The sequence below is a fragment of the Bradyrhizobium sp. B120 genome (assembly GCF_049075665.1).
Classification (GTDB): Bacteria; Pseudomonadota; Alphaproteobacteria; order Rhizobiales; family Xanthobacteraceae; genus Bradyrhizobium.
The window spans coordinates 7,537,788-7,552,174 of record NZ_CP185242.1; the positions used below are offsets into that span (position 1 = coordinate 7,537,788).

Genomic DNA, 14,387 nt, shown 5'->3' on the forward strand with positions numbered 1-14,387 from the left:
CCATGACCCGGCATCGCGGACGCGGCATCGCGTCGGTCAACTATCCCATCGGCATGAATCTCGGCGGCGACCCGAGCCAAGCGCTGGTGCATTCCAATCCGAGCGGCAAGTTCACCGTGGCGCTGTCCTCGATCGACCTCGGCCAGGGCATGAAGTCGGTGACGCGGCAGATCTGCGCCGAGACGCTCGGCGTGCCGGTCGAGGACGTCTATGTCGACACCGCCGACTCTGACACAGGTCCGCACTGCATGGGCTCGTTCGCCTCGCGCGGCACGCATCGCGTCGGCAATGCCGTGATGGCCGCGGCACGCGAAGCGCGCGGCGTGATGATGGAGGCGGCCGCCGAGGAACTGGAAGTCAACGCCGCCGATCTCGAGACCGACGGGCGCGGTAACATCCACCTCAAGGGCGCGCCGCACCGCTCGATCTCGACCAAGGACGTCGCGATCGCCGCGCAGTTCAAGCAGGGCAAGACGATCTCCGGCCGCGGCATCTTCCTGGTGCCGCTGTCCGACGTCGACCCCGAGACCGGCGAGATGTCGCCGGCGACATGTTACGCGCATGCCTGCCTGGTCGCCGAGGTCGAGGTCGACGACGAGACCGGCGAGGTCGACATGGTCAGGATGGACTCGGCCTATGAGCTCGGCCGCGCGCTCAACCCGCGGCTGGTCGAGCAGCAGCTGGTCGGCGGCGCCTGGATGGGCGTCAGCCACGCGCTCTATGAAACGCCGGAGCCCTATTATCCGGAGCCGGTGCATGGTCCGCGCGATTTCGTCGAATACCTGATGCCGGGACCCGGCGACATCTGCCCCCACGACATCGCGGTGCTGGAACGTCCGGCGCCCGACGGCCCGTTCGGCGCCAAGGGACCGGGCGAGATGTGCGCCAATCCGGTGCTGCCCGCCGTCGCCAACGCGATCTTCAACGCGGTCGGCGTCCGGATCGATGATCTGCCGATCACGCCGGAGAAGGTGCTGCGCGCGATCCGGGCGCAGGGCGGCGCGCGGCCGCAGCCACGGCGCTGAGGTCAACTCATGCCGGTCCGCAGCAACATCGTCGGCATCGACAGCCCCGAGGCGCTGGAGAAGGCGCTGCGTGCGGCCTATTATCTCGCCGACGACGGCATCGCGACGGCCGCCTATCTCTCGCTCGCGCTCGGCAAGCCGCTGCTGCTCGAGGGCGCGCCGGGGGTCGGCAAGACCGAGGCTGCCAAGGCGATCGCCGCCGTGCTCGGCCGCAGGCTGATCCGCCTGCAATGCTATGAGGGCATCGACGCTTCGGCTGCACTCTATGAGTGGAACTATCCGCGCCAGATGCTGGCGATCCGGCAGGCCGGCGAGGAGAGCATCGACATCTACGGCGAGTCGTTCCTGATCGAGCGCCCGATGCTCGCCGCGTTGCGCGCGCCCGACGCGACCGTGCTCCTGATCGACGAAATCGACCGCGCCGACCAGGAGTTCGAGGCGTTCCTGCTCGAATTCCTCTCCGACTTCCAGATCTCGATCCCCGAGCGCGGCACGGTACGCGCCGCCGAGCATCCCGTGGTGGTGCTGACCTCGAACCGGACGCGCGACCTGCACGAGGCGCTGCGGCGACGCTGCGTCTATCACTGGATCGACTATCCGAACGCCGAGCGCGAGGCGCGGATCGTGATGATGCGCGCCTCCAGCGTCGCCGAGGCGACTGCCCGCGCCGTGGTCGCCGCCGTCGGCCGGCTGCGCCGCGAGCCGCTAAGCAAGGCGCCGGGGGTTGCCGAGGCGGTCGACTGGGCCGAGGCCGCAACCTTGCTGCACAAGGGCGGCGCACGCTGGCCGGATGCGTTCAAGCGCTCGATCGGCGTTGCGCTGAAGGACGAGGAGGATCTTCACTTCATCTCACCCCGGCTCGATGCGATCATCGCGGAGGCAGCCGCGTGAGCGACGATCTCAAGCTGCCGCGCGCCGCGCAGATCTTCGTCACCTTTGTCGCGCTGCTGCGCGCCAACGGCTTCCTGGTCGCGCCGGAACAGACGACGAGCTTCCTCGCCGCCATCGAGCTGCTCGGGCCCAGGAGCCTGGAGCACATCCGCCGGGCCGGCCTCGCGACGCTGGCGCCGCCGCCGGAGCGGCGCGCGACGTATGACCGGCTGTTCGACATCCATTTCCGCGACGCTGAGGCGATCGAGCAGGCCGAAGGCGAGGACGAGGAGACCGTCCGCCTGCAGGAGGAAGGCCGAGGCGAGGACGAGCCGCCGCTCGCTGACGAGGCTAATGAATCCGGCCTTGCCGCGGCGCGCGCCGAGGCGCTGGTCGAGCGCCGCTTTGCCCAGACCGCGACCAGCGATCCGCTGCGCCGGCTGGCGCGCGACGCGGCACAACGGCTGCCGCGGCGACGCGGCCATCGTCGACGCCGCGCGAGGAGCGGCCCGTTCGCCGACCTGCGCCGCACGCTGCGTGACAGCGTGCGCAATGACGGCGAGGTGCTGCGGCTCGGGCGGATGCGCCGCCGCCAGCGCCCGCGCAAGATCCTGCTCCTGATCGACGTCTCCGGCTCGATGAAGGCGCGCACCGAGGAGAACATGAGGTTGGCGCATGTGCTGGTGCAGGCGGCCGGCAATGTCGAGGTCTTCACCTTCGGCACGCGGCTGACCCGTGTCACCCCGGCGCTGCGGCTGAAGCGGCGCGAGCAGGCGCTGAGCGCGGCTTCCTTCCTGGTCAGTGACTGGGACGGCGGTACCCGCATCGGCGACGCGCTGCGGGCCTTCCTCGCCGTGCCCCGGTTCGGCGGATATGCCCGCGGCGCCGCCGTCGTGATCGTCTCCGACGGCCTCGAACGCGGCGATCCGGCGGCGCTGCGCGACGCCGTTGCAAAGCTGTCGCGCCGGGCCTGGCGGGTGAGCTGGCTGACGCCGCTCGCGACCTCGGCCAGCTTCAAGCCGCAAACCGAGGCGCTGATCGCGATCCAGCGCTTTGTCGATGATCTCGTGGACGGCGGATCGAGCGCGGCCGTGGTCGCGCATCTGCTGTCGCTTGCAACAAGGAGAGCTGCGTGACCGGCATTGTCGACGGACATCATCACATCTGGCGTCAGGCCGATCTCGCCTGGCTGTCCGGCCCGATGCAGCCGCGCATCTTCGGCCCCTACGAGCCGATCCGCCGCGACTATCCGATCGAGGAATATCTCGACGACCTCAAGGGCACCGGCGTCACCCGCTCGGTCTATGTCCAGACCAACTGGCCGAACGGCCAATTTGAGGACGAGGCGGCCTGGGTGCAGCAGACCGCCGACCAGCACGGCTGGCCGCACGCCCTCGTCGCCTATGCCGATTTCTCCGTCGACGACGTCCGGCCGCAACTCGATCGGTTGAAGCGCTACCCGCTGGTGCGCGGCGTGCGCATGCAGCTGCACTGGCACGAAAATCCGCTCTATCGCTTCGCGACCCGCCCCGATCTCTGCACCGATCCCGTGATCCGGCGCAACGTCGGCCATCTCGCCGACTATGGCTGGAGTTTTGACCTGCAGGTGTTCGCGCCGCAGATGGCCGATGCCGCGGGCCTCGCCGCAACCTGCCCCGATGTGACCTTCATCCTGCAGCATGCCGGCATGCTGGAGGATCTGTCGCCGCAAGGCCGCGCCGCCTGGCGCGCGGGCATGGCGCGGCTCGCGCAATGTCCCAACGTGGTGTCGAAGCTGTCGGGGCTCGGCACCTTCATCCACCGCAACGATGCCGCGCATATCGCCGGCGTCGTGATCGACACCGTCGCGATCTTCGGCGCGGACCGCTGCCTGTTCGGTTCGAACTTTCCGATCGAGAAGCTGTGGACCAGCTACCGCGATCTCATCGACGCCTTCAAGGCGGCCGCCGAACGGCTCAGCCGCGAGCAGCGCGAGGCGATCTTCAGCACGACGGCAGCGCGGGTCTATCGGCTGGAGCCATAGCCGCGCTGCGAACGCAGACACAACAACGAACACGAATTGGGAGGGAGAAAGATGCCGTTGGAGATCAAGATTCTGGACTATGGCGACATCGAGCTGGAATCGAGCTTCCTCGTGCTCGGGCACAATTGCGGCCGCACCCGCCGCGTGCTGACGCTCGGCTTCCTGATCCTCGGCGGCCCCTACCCCGTGCTGGTTGATACCGGATACCGTTCCAACCAGATCATGGAGACGCTGGGCATGCGCGGCCTCCAGTTCCACGAGAACATGATCGAGAACCAGCTCGCCCGCCACGGCGTGCGGATGGGCGATGTCCGCTTCGTCTGCCACACCCATCTGCACATCGACCATGCCGGCAAGGACGATCTGTTCCCGATGAACACGACCGTCGTCGTCAACCGCAAGGAGCTGGAATATTCCGTCTCAGGCCTGATGCATCCGCAATATCCGGCACCCGACATCAAGCATTTGATCGACCGCCTGCACACCAAGAGCGCGCTGCGCTTCCTCGACCTCGAGATCACCGGCCCTGTCGAGCTGATGCCCGGCGTCTATTGCGATGCCGCCAACGCCCATACCGAGGGCTCGATGAACATCCATGTCCACACCGGCGACGGCATCGCCACGATCTGCGGCGACGTGATCTACGATTTCAACGACCAGATCGTGACGCCCTTCAACGAGATCCACGACGCCGAGCCGCGCACCACCGGCAACCACGGCACCAGCAAGCGCGCCGAGAAGGCCGCGATCAAGAAGCTGCTGTCGAGCTCGCGCTATCTGCTGCCGGTGCACGATCGCCCGGCGAAGATCGAGGGCGGCATGGTGGTCGGCCGCCTGTACGACCAGGTGCCCGGGCCGGTCATACAAAGCCTGCCGCAACGCAGCTGGTTTCCGGCATAACCGCAGAGGACGAACGCGATGACGCATGTCACGCTGCGCGCCGAATTCGAAGACCTGATCGACCCCTACGCGCCGGTCGGCCAGGTCGGCACCGGCTTCGATTTCACGGAAGGACCGATCTGGCACCCGATCGATCACTTCCTGCTGTTCTCGGACATGCCGGGCGATGTGCGCCGGCGCTGGGATGCGCGGCGCGGCGTGGTCGAGGTCAAGCGTCCGTCGAACAAATGCAACGGCATGACCTATGATGCCGATCTCAACCTGATCGTCTGCGAGCATGCAACCTCTTCGCTGATCCGCGAGCGGCCCGACGGGCGGCGCGAGGTGCTGGCCTCGCATTACGAGAACCAGGAGCTCAACAGTCCGAACGACGTCTGCGTGCACTCCTCCGGTGCGATCTATTTCTCCGACCCCTGGTACGGCCGCATGCCGGTCTATGGCGTCGAGCGGCCGCGCCAGCTTGGCTTCCAGGGCGTCTATCGGGTGCCGCCCGGTGGCGGCGCGCTGAAACTGCTGGTCGACCGTTATCTGTTCGAGCAACCGAACGGGCTGTGCTTCTCGCCCGACGAGCGCATCCTCTATGTCAACGACACCGTGCAGGCGCTGATCCGCGCCTTCGATGTCGGCGCCGACGGCGCGCTCGGCAATCCGCGCGTGTTCGCCTCCGGCATCCGCTCCGAGCTCGAGCCCGGCTTGCCCGACGGCATGAAGTGCGACCAGCGCGGCAATGTGTGGGTCACCGCGCCGGGCGGCGTCTGGGTCTACTCGTCCGCCGGCGACCTGCTCGGCAAGGTCCGCCTGCCCGAGCTCGTCGCCAACCTCGCGTGGGGCGGCACCGATTTCCGCACGCTCTATCTGACCGCGACCCATTCGGTCTACGCGATCCCGACCAAGGTCGGGCCGCGCCATGAGCCCTATATGAACGGCAAGCGCGGCGGCGCGGGCGCCACAACGTCCCCCTCCGCGCCCAATCTCACCAGCGGCGAGATGCAGATCGACCCGCAGCGCTGCGCGATGATCATCCAGGACATGCAGAACGACGTCATCATGGACGGCGGCGCTTTTGCCTCTTCCGGCGCGCCGGCGCATGCCCGGCAGCAGCATGTCGTGGAGAATGTGCGCCGTGTCGCCGAAGCCGCCCGTGCCCGCGGTGTCGCCATCATCCATGTCTGGTTCGTCGTCGAGCCGGGCGCGCCCGGCGTGACACTGAATGCGCCGTTGTTCGAGGGGCTGGTCGACAGCAAGGCGATGGTGCGCGGCAGCTGGGGCGCGGCACCGGTCTCCGGGCTCGAGCCGCGCCCGGGCGATTTCGTGGTCGAGAAGATGCGGATGAGCGCCTGGGAAGGCACCCGACTCGAGACCATCCTGAAAGCCACCGGCCGCGACATGATCATCAACACCGGGGCCTGGACCAACATGTCGGTCGAGCACACCGCGCGCACCGGCGCCGACAAAGGCTATTTCATGATCGTGCCGGAAGATTGCTGTTCAACCATGAATGCCGACTGGCACAACGCTGCGATCAACTTCGCGCTGCAGAACGTCTCCGTCGTGACCAACGCCGACACCGTCATCAAGGCGCTCGGCTGAGAGGCGGACGCATTGCCAAAGCTGCTTCACGTCGCCTGCTCTCCCCGCGCCGATTCGGAATCGGCAGCCGGCGCGCGCGTCTTTCTCGATCGCTTCCGCGAGATGCGGCCGGATTGGGAGATCGACGCGATGAATCTCTGGCGCGAGCCGTTGCCGGAGTTCGAGGGTTACCTGCTGGAGGCGAAATACGCCCGGATCGGCGGCAAGACGTTCACCAATTCGCAACACGACGCCTTTGCCGTCGCCGAGCGCCTGGCGCTGCGGCTGTCGCTGGCCGATCGCGTGCTGATCTCAACGCCGATGTGGAATTTTTCCATCCCCTACAAGCTCAAGCAGTGGCTCGACGTCATCATCCAGCCCGGGCTGACCTTCCGCTTCGATCCGGCGCTAGGTTATCTGCCGCTGCTCAAGGACCGCCCGACGGTCGTGATCCTGGCGAGCGGCAGCGACTTCGTCACCGGCATGAACCGCGGCCGCATCGACATGGCAACGCCCTATCTGCGCGAAGCGCTGCGCTTCATCGGCGTCAGCGACGTCCGCTTCGTGCCGATCGGCCCGACCACCGGCCCCACTGATCCGATCCGCACGGCGCGCGAGGCCGCGCACCGGAGGCTCGCGGAGATGGCGGGGCGGTTTTGAGCGGGTTCGCTTGTTCCGTCGTCGTCCCTGCGAAAGCAGGGACCCATAACCACAGGGTTGCATTGTAGGAGTGAGCTGTGGCCCCAGCGCAGCAAAGCAATTCGCATTGGTGGGTCCCGGGTCGCGCTGCGCTTGCCCGGGACGACACCAAGTTTGTTGCACGGCCGGCGGACACATATCCGCGTTCTCGCGACAGCGCTAACCGCTCTACACCTCCGCGGGCGGAAACACGAGTCTGCACAGCAGTCCCGGCGCGTTGTCGCGCAATTCGATGCGCGCGCCGTGCAGGCTCGCGACCGCCGCGACCAGGCTGAGGCCGAGGCCGTTGCCCGGCGTGTAGCGGCTCTGCTCGAGCCGGTAGAAGCGCTTGAAGACGCGATCGTGCTGCTCGGCCGGAATGCCGGGGCCGTCATCGGCGACCGAGATCACCGCTTCACCTTCGTCGTTGTCGCAGGTCACGGTCACCCGTCCGCCCGGACGGCCATGCTTGATGGCGTTGTCGACGAGATTGGCGATGGCGTCGAACAAGAGGTCGCGATCACCGGTGACCAGCACCGCCGGATCGCCGGCAAGGTCGAGATGGGTCGTGACCTCTTCAGCGGCGGCATCGTAGAGCTCGACCACCTCGCCTGCGATCTCGACCAGATTGACGGTGCGGAACGCACCCTTGCGGGCCCGCGTCTCGATCTCGGAAATCCGCGTGATCGATGCGAACATCCCGAGCACCGCGTCGAGATCGGCGATGGTGTCGCCGATCAGCGCCGCATCGCCCTCCCCGTTGCGCGGGGCGTGATAGGCCTTCTCAAGCCGGCCGCGCATTCGGGTCAGCGGCGTGCGCAGGTCGTGGGCGATATTCTCGCTGACCTGCTTGACGTCGCCCATCAGGGTCTGGATGCGATCCAGCATCAGATTGAGATTCTCGGCGACGCGGTCCCATTCGTCATGACTGCCATGGAGCGGGATGCGCTGGTCGAGGCCGGAGAGCATGATGGCCCGACTGGTCGCATTGATCGACTCGATCCGGCCGACCGTTCGCCGTGTGACCCCGATGCTGGCGGCGGCCGCCAGGCCAATGATCAGCACGACGACCGCGATGCCCGCGGCCCTGATCTGCGCCATGAATCCGTCGAGATCGCTGATGTCGCGGCCGACCAGCAACCGATCACCGCCTGGCAAGGTCTTCGTCACGGCGCGCACGAGCGCGGTTCCGGAAGGCAGCGCTGGCAGCGAGGTTCGAAATTCCGTCCATCCATCTCCCACAGTGTCTGGTGGCCATTGCTTGAGATTTCCCGCGAGCACGACGGATCCGGGGCCGACCAGCAGATAAACCTGATCGGCAAGCCCCTTGTTCGCGATGCGTTGTGCGATCAACGCGGTCAGGCCATCGCGGCCCGACCGCGCATAGGCATCATCCAGGCTTGCCTGCTCGGTCATGATGGCGCGGTCGGACCTGTCGCGCACATAGGACAGCGTCGACCAGTAGACATAGGCGAAGATCACGGACACGATGAGGCCGAACGTACCGATAGCGATCAACGCCAGGCGGAACGTCGACGATCTGAGGGTCTTAGCCAGGAGCACGGAGGCAGTACCCGATGCCGCGGATCGTGTGGATCAGCGGATAGGCTTGCTGGTCGTCGACCTTGCGGCGCACCCGGCCGACATAGACGTCGATGATATTGGTGGAAGGATCGAAGTGCAGGTCCCACACGTGCTGCAGCAGCATGGCGCGCGACACCACGCGGCCTTCGTTGCGCGCGAGATATTCGAGCAGCTGAAATTCCTTCGGCAGCAGCGGAATCTTGCGGCCGCGGCGGCTTGCCGTCCGCGCGATCAGATCGACTGCGAGATCGCCGACCCGCAGGATGGTCTCCTTGGCCACGGTCTCGCTGCGGCGGCCGAGCGCCTCCAGCCGCGCCAGCAGCTCGACAAAGGAAAACGGCTTGACCAGATAGTCGTCGCCGCCGGCGCGCAAGCCGCGCACCCGATCATCGACCTCGCCGAGCGCGCTGATGATCAGGAACGGCACCGAGATGCCGTCGTCGCGCATCTGGCGCATCACTGTGATGCCGTCGATGTCGGGCAGCATGCGATCGATTGTGATCACGGCGTAGTCGCGGGCCGCCCCCTGGCTCAGCGCCTCGCGGCCGTTCGCGGCCAGATCCACGTCATAGCCGCTCGTGGTGAGCTCCTCGACGAGCTGACCGGCGGTCTCCGGATCGTCTTCGACGACGAGAATGCGGCGGTGAGCTCCGGTCATGTTCTTGAACTCTCCGAGTTGTCCTGAACTCCCCGAGTTCTCAAACTCTCCGAGCGCCCCGCAACGGTCGCCGCCAGACTATCCCATTCCGGGGCTGGATGGAACGCCTGGCGACGGCCGCGACAACGGTGCGGTTCGTTGGGCGATCACCAATAGTCCCCGCACACATTGACCCATTGCAGCCCGTACGACGTCCATACCCTGCGGTAGCAGCCGTCATAATAATCGGCATAGATGCCGGGCCCGCCGAAGAAGGCGAAGCGATGGAAGCGGTGATGGTGGTGGAAGAAGCCACCATGATGGAAGAAGTGCGAGCCGTGGAATCCGGCGCCGGCGAAGCGCGGGCCGAACGCCGGTGAACCTGCGAAGCGCGCGCCGCCAAAATGCCCACCGGCAAAATGTCCGCCACCACCCATGGCGGCGAACGCCATACCTCCACCGCGCATGCCGCCGCCGAAACCACCGCCATGCATCCCGCCACCAAAACCGCCACCGTGCATGCCGCCGCCCATGGCGGCACCAAAACCGCCGCCATGGCCGCCGCCGAAGCCACCGCCACCGCCGTGCCCACCACCACCGCCACCGCCGCCACCTCTGGCGAAGGCTACGGGTGCAAGCGAGACGCTGACGGCGAGCGTCGCCGCCGTGAGAAGCGTGAAGAGCCTGTTCGTCATGAAATCCTCCCTGATTGGGACCGCGGCGAACCTCGTGTCGCCGCACGCAGAGCATGATCAGAAGACGCAAGCGTGAAGCCGACTTCAACTGACAAATGCGCCAGATTCTGACGCCGGATTTAGGATTGGCGAGGAGGCCGGCACGCGCAGCAAATGGCTGGATCGCGGGCCGCGCCTGCGTTGGCCGAGATCGACGGACATTTGGCTGGAATCAGCGGTTAGCGCGCGTTGAATCGATCCGCCGGGTTTCTTAATCCTGCGCCGATCCAAGAAACGACGTCGTCGCGGCGGGATCGCAGATCCGGTTCACAATTTGTCGATCACCGGGTCTCCCCGTCGCGCCGGCCGTAACCCATCCGCGATGCAATCGTCTTTCACCCGGCTTCCCTCGGCGCCGGGACGACGAGTGCTGACTTCGAGCAAGGAGCTTTCGATGAGCGACGAGACCAAAAGACCGTTTCTGACCCACGCCTCCGGCGCACCCGTTGCCGATAATGTGAACATCATGACGGCGGGGCCGCGCGGGCCGGCGCTTTTGCAGGATGTCTGGCTGATCGAGAAGCTGGCTCATTTTCACCGCGAAGTGATCCCGGAGCGTCGCATGCACGCCAAGGGCGCCGGCGCGCACGGCACCTTCACCGTCACCCACGACATCACGCGCTACACCAAGGCCAGCATCTTCTCGCAGATCGGCAAGCAGACGCCGATGTTCGCGCGGTTCTCGACCGTTGCCGGCGAGCGCGGCGCGGCGGACGCGGAGCGTGACATCCGCGGCTTCGCGCTGAAATTCTACACCGACGAAGGCAATTGGGACGTGGTGGGCAACAACACGCCGGTGTTTTTCTTCCGCGATCCCTTGCGCTTCATCGACCTCAACCACGCCATCAAGCGGCACCCGCGCACCGGGGTGCGCGACCCCGACATGAACTGGGACTTCTGGACGCTGCTGCCGGAAGCGCTGCACCAGGTCACCATCGTCATGAGCGAGCGCGGCATTCCGAAGAGCTTCCGTCACCAGCACGGCTTCGGCAGCCACACCTACAGCTTCATCAACGCGAACAACGAGCGCAGCTGGGTCAAGTTCCACTTCCGCACCCAGCAGGGTGTCCAGAACCTGACCGATGCCGAGGCCGAGGCATTGGTCGGCAAGGACCGCGAGAGCCACCAGCGCGATCTGTTCAACAGCATCGAGCGTGGCGACTTCCCGCGCTGGACGCTGTTCATCCAGGTGATGACCGACGCGCAGGCCAACGCATTCAAGTTCAACCCGTTCGATCTGACCAAGGTGTGGCCGAAGGCGGATTATCCCTTGATCGAGGTCGGCCATTTCGAGCTCAACCGTAACCCGGAGAACTTCTTCGCCGAGGTCGAGCAGGCGGCGTTCACGCCGGCGAATGTCGTGCCCGGCATCGGCTATTCGCCGGACAAGATGCTGCAGGCCCGCCTGTTCTCCTATGGCGACGCGCAGCGCTACCGGCTCGGCGTCAACCACCACCAGATCCCGGTCAACGCACCGAAATGCCCGTTCCACAGCTATCACCGCGACGGTGCGATGCGCACCGACGGCAATCTGGGCGCCACGCTGACCTATTGGCCGAACAGCCATGGCGAGTGGACCGACCAGCCGCAACTGAACGAGCCGCCGCTCGAGATTACCGGCGCCGCCGCACATTGGGATCACCGCGTGGATGAGGACCACTGGCAGCAGCCGGGCGATCTGTTCCGCAAGATGAATGCCGCGCAAAAGCAGGCGCTGTTCGACAACACCGCCCGCCAGGTCGGCCAGGCGTCGAAGCACATCCAGGAACGGCACGTTGTGAATTGCAGCAAGGCCGATCCGGCCTACGGCAAAGGTGTCGCGGAGGCGCTGGCGCGATTTGCGGCTGGCAAGCTGTAACGCGCGCCGCCCTTAGCTCCGTCATTCTGAGGAGCGCCGTAGGCGCGTCTCGAAGGATGGACGGCCGCGCTCGGGCCCGTCGTGCTTCGAGACGGCCGCTCCGCGGCCTCCTCAGCATGACGAGGACGGAATTGCGCCCGTACCGCGGACCTAGGTCGGCTTGCCGCGCCCGCTCTTCTCGGCCGCGCGGCGTAGCGCTTCGGCGAGCGCGCCGCCGCCGGACTGCTCCTGCGGCTTGCGCGGAGCCGACGACGTCATCTTGGCCGAGCCGCGCGAGAAATCGCGTGACGGTCCGGCGTTGTCCTTCTTCGGCCCGATCTCGTCGTCAAGCCGCAGCGTCAGCGCGATGCGCTTGCGTGCGACCTCGACGTCCAGGACCTTGACCTTGACGATGTCGCCCGGCTTCACCACTTCGCGCGGGTCCTTGATGAAATTCCGCGACATCGCCGAGATGTGCACCAAGCCATCCTGGTGCACGCCGATATCGACGAAAGCGCCGAAGGCGGCGACGTTGGTCACGGTGCCTTCGAGGATCATGCCCTTCTTGAGATCCTTGACCTCCTCGACGCCGTCCTTGAACACCGCCGCCTTGAACGCCGGACGCGGGTCGCGGCCGGGCTTCTCCAGTTCGCGCAGAATGTCGGTGACGGTCGGCAGACCGAACGTGTCGTCGACGAAGGATTGCGGCCTCAGCCCGCGCACCACATCGGCGTTGCCGATCAGCGCCTTGATGTCGCTCTTGGTCGCCTCGAGGATACGGCGCACCACGGGATAGGCTTCCGGATGCACGCCGGATGAATCGAGCGGGTCCTCGCCATTGCTGATGCGCAGGAAGCCGGCGCATTGCTCGAACGCCTTCGGCCCAAGCCGCGGCACCTCCTTCAGTGCCTTGCGCGACTTGAACGGGCCGTTGGCGTCGCGGTGCTGCACGATGCTCTGCGCCAGCCCCTGCCCGATGCCCGACACCCGCGAGAGCAGCGGCACCGAGGCGGTATTGGCATCGACGCCGACCGCGTTCACGCAGTCTTCCACCACCGCATCGAGCGAGCGCGCCAGCTTGGCTTCGCCGAGATCGTGCTGGTACTGGCCGACGCCGATCGCCTTCGGTTCGATCTTGACCAGCTCGGCCAGCGGATCCTGCAGGCGCCGCGCGATCGAGACCGCGCCGCGAATGGTGACGTCGAGATCTGGCAGTTCGCTCGAGGCGAAGGCTGAGGCCGAGTAGACCGACGCGCCGGCTTCGGAGACCACGATCTTGGTCATCTTGCGCTCGGGCAGCCGCTTGACGAGCTCGGCGGCGAGCTTGTCGGTCTCGCGCGAGGCCGTGCCGTTGCCGATCGCGATCAGCTCGACGCCATGCTCGATCGCGAGCTTGCCGAGAATGGCCAGCGCCTCGTCCCAGCGCCGCTGCGGCTCGTGCGGAAAGATCGCCGTATGCGCCACCACCTTGCCGGTGGCATCGATCACCGCGACCTTGACGCCGGTGCGATAGCCGGGATCGAGCCCCATGGTGGCGCGCGGGCCGGCCGGCGCGGCCAGCAGCAGGTCGCGCAGATTCGAGGCGAATACGCGCACCGCCTCGGTCTCCGCCGCGGTCCATAACCGCATCCGCAGGTCGATGTTGAGATGGATCTGGATCTTGGTACGCCAGGCCCAGCGCACCGTCTCCGTCAGCCACTTGTCGCCCTTGCGGCCCTGGCTTGAGATCGCAAAGCGGTTCATGATCCTGAGCTCGTAGAGGCCGGGCACGCCGACCGCCGGCGCCTCGGCTTCCGGCTTGATCGCGAGGTCGAGGATCTCTTCCTTCTCGCCGCGGAACAGCGCCAGGATGCGGTGCGACGGCAGCTTCGGCAGCGGCTCGGAGAAATCGAAATAGTCCTTGAACTTCTCGCCTTCGGTCTTCTTGCCGGTGCGGACGGTCGAGGCCATGATGCCGTTCGACCACATCTCCTCGCGCAGCGCGCCGATCAGGTCGGCATCCTCGGCGAAACGCTCGACCAGGATCGCGCGCGCGCCGTCCAGCGCTGCGGCGACGTCGGCGACCTGCTTCTCGGCATTGACGAAGGGCGTCGCGGCCTCGTTCGGATCGTTCTGCGGCTGCGTCAACAACTGATCGGCGAGCGGCTCGAGCCCGGCCTCCTTGGCGATCTCGGCCTTTGTGCGGCGCTTCGGCTTGTACGGCAGATAGATGTCTTCCAGGCGGCCCTTGCTGTCGGCAGCCATGATCTGGGCTTCGAGCGCGGCATCGAGCTTGCCCTGCTCGCGGATCGAGTTGAGCACCGCGGTACGGCGCTCTTCGAGCTCGCGCAAATATGTCAGCCGCTCCTCCAGCGTGCGCAGCTGCGCGTCATCGAGTGCGCCGGTGAGCTCCTTGCGGTATCGCGCGATGAACGGCACCGTGGCGCCGCCGTCGAGCAGCGTCACCGCCGCCTCGACCTGCTCGTCGCGAACGCCCAGCTCCTGCGCAATCTGATGATGGATCTTTGCCACGCTTGTCTCTCTCACCCCG

12 protein-coding genes are annotated in these 14,387 nt (G+C 66.5%); 8 read left to right on the plus strand and 4 right to left on the minus strand.

Annotated features, from left to right (window positions below):
- Positions 1-2 precede the first annotated feature (2 nt).
- From ACOIX3_RS35060 to ACOIX3_RS35090, 7 genes are read left to right on the plus strand one after another with little or no spacing between them, the layout of a single operon-like run.
- On the plus strand, positions 3-1,025 hold the full coding sequence (locus ACOIX3_RS35060) for a xanthine dehydrogenase family protein molybdopterin-binding subunit (RefSeq protein WP_420966620.1): 1,023 nt from the start codon (positions 3-5) through the stop codon (positions 1,023-1,025).
- Between the two features lie 9 nt (positions 1,026-1,034).
- The gene (locus ACOIX3_RS35065) at positions 1,035-1,916 is read left to right on the plus strand and encodes an AAA family ATPase (RefSeq protein WP_420966621.1); all 882 of its coding nucleotides are present in this window, start codon (positions 1,035-1,037) and stop codon (positions 1,914-1,916) included.
- On the plus strand, positions 1,913-3,031 hold the full coding sequence (locus ACOIX3_RS35070; protein WP_420966622.1) for a vWA domain-containing protein: 1,119 nt from the start codon (positions 1,913-1,915) through the stop codon (positions 3,029-3,031). Before ACOIX3_RS35065 ends, ACOIX3_RS35070 begins: the two co-directional genes overlap by 4 nt.
- Positions 3,028-3,918 (plus strand): amidohydrolase family protein, encoded by an 891-nt coding sequence (locus tag ACOIX3_RS35075; protein ID WP_420966623.1) that lies wholly within the window; start codon positions 3,028-3,030, stop codon positions 3,916-3,918. Before ACOIX3_RS35070 ends, ACOIX3_RS35075 begins: the two co-directional genes overlap by 4 nt.
- A 51-nt stretch (positions 3,919-3,969) precedes the next feature.
- Complete coding sequence (locus tag ACOIX3_RS35080) at positions 3,970-4,818, plus strand: MBL fold metallo-hydrolase (protein ID WP_420966624.1); 849 nt, start codon at positions 3,970-3,972, stop codon at positions 4,816-4,818.
- Positions 4,819-4,836: 18 nt separating this feature from the next.
- Positions 4,837-6,408 carry an isochorismatase family protein gene (locus ACOIX3_RS35085; RefSeq protein WP_420966625.1) on the plus strand — a complete coding sequence of 524 codons (1,572 nt, stop codon included), beginning with the start codon at positions 4,837-4,839 and terminating at the stop codon, positions 6,406-6,408.
- Between the two features lie 12 nt (positions 6,409-6,420).
- Positions 6,421-7,047: an FMN-dependent NADH-azoreductase gene (locus ACOIX3_RS35090; protein ID WP_420966626.1), complete on the plus strand. Its 627-nt coding sequence runs from the start codon at positions 6,421-6,423 to the stop codon at positions 7,045-7,047.
- Between the two features lie 207 nt (positions 7,048-7,254).
- Here ACOIX3_RS35090 and ACOIX3_RS35095 read toward each other — a convergent pair whose 3' ends face one another.
- From ACOIX3_RS35095 to ACOIX3_RS35105, 3 genes are all read right to left on the minus strand, one after another.
- Positions 7,255-8,307: a sensor histidine kinase gene (locus tag ACOIX3_RS35095; protein ID WP_420971869.1), complete on the minus strand. Its 1,053-nt coding sequence runs from the start codon at positions 8,305-8,307 to the stop codon at positions 7,255-7,257.
- A gap of 307 nt (positions 8,308-8,614) precedes the next feature.
- The gene (locus tag ACOIX3_RS35100) at positions 8,615-9,307 is read right to left on the minus strand and encodes a response regulator transcription factor (protein WP_420966627.1); all 693 of its coding nucleotides are present in this window, start codon (positions 9,305-9,307) and stop codon (positions 8,615-8,617) included.
- A 146-nt stretch (positions 9,308-9,453) separates the two neighbouring features.
- The gene (locus tag ACOIX3_RS35105) at positions 9,454-9,981 is read right to left on the minus strand and encodes a hypothetical protein (protein WP_420966628.1); all 528 of its coding nucleotides are present in this window, start codon (positions 9,979-9,981) and stop codon (positions 9,454-9,456) included.
- A 433-nt stretch (positions 9,982-10,414) separates the two neighbouring features.
- On the opposite strand from ACOIX3_RS35105, the gene ACOIX3_RS35110 reads away from it, so the two are divergent.
- Complete coding sequence (locus tag ACOIX3_RS35110; protein WP_420966629.1) at positions 10,415-11,878, plus strand: catalase; 1,464 nt, start codon at positions 10,415-10,417, stop codon at positions 11,876-11,878.
- Between the two features lie 150 nt (positions 11,879-12,028).
- Here ACOIX3_RS35110 and ACOIX3_RS35115 read toward each other — a convergent pair whose 3' ends face one another.
- The gene (locus ACOIX3_RS35115; protein WP_420966630.1) at positions 12,029-14,368 is read right to left on the minus strand and encodes a Tex family protein; all 2,340 of its coding nucleotides are present in this window, start codon (positions 14,366-14,368) and stop codon (positions 12,029-12,031) included.
- Positions 14,369-14,387 lie beyond the last annotated feature (19 nt).

Excerpts from the sequence above, each read along its gene's own strand:
- ACOIX3_RS35100 (WP_420966627.1), bottom strand. The coding sequence starts at position 9,307 with ATGACCGGAGCTCACCGCCGCATTCTCGTCGTCGAAGACGATCCGGAG.
- ACOIX3_RS35060 (WP_420966620.1), top strand. The coding sequence starts at position 3 with ATGACCCGGCATCGCGGACGCGGCATCGCGTCGGTCAACTATCCCATC.
- ACOIX3_RS35080 (WP_420966624.1), top strand. The coding sequence starts at position 3,970 with ATGCCGTTGGAGATCAAGATTCTGGACTATGGCGACATCGAGCTGGAA.
- ACOIX3_RS35105 (WP_420966628.1), bottom strand. The coding sequence starts at position 9,981 with ATGACGAACAGGCTCTTCACGCTTCTCACGGCGGCGACGCTCGCCGTC.
- ACOIX3_RS35065 (WP_420966621.1), top strand. The coding sequence starts at position 1,035 with ATGCCGGTCCGCAGCAACATCGTCGGCATCGACAGCCCCGAGGCGCTG.
- ACOIX3_RS35085 (WP_420966625.1), top strand. The coding sequence starts at position 4,837 with ATGACGCATGTCACGCTGCGCGCCGAATTCGAAGACCTGATCGACCCC.
- ACOIX3_RS35110 (WP_420966629.1), top strand. The coding sequence starts at position 10,415 with ATGAGCGACGAGACCAAAAGACCGTTTCTGACCCACGCCTCCGGCGCA.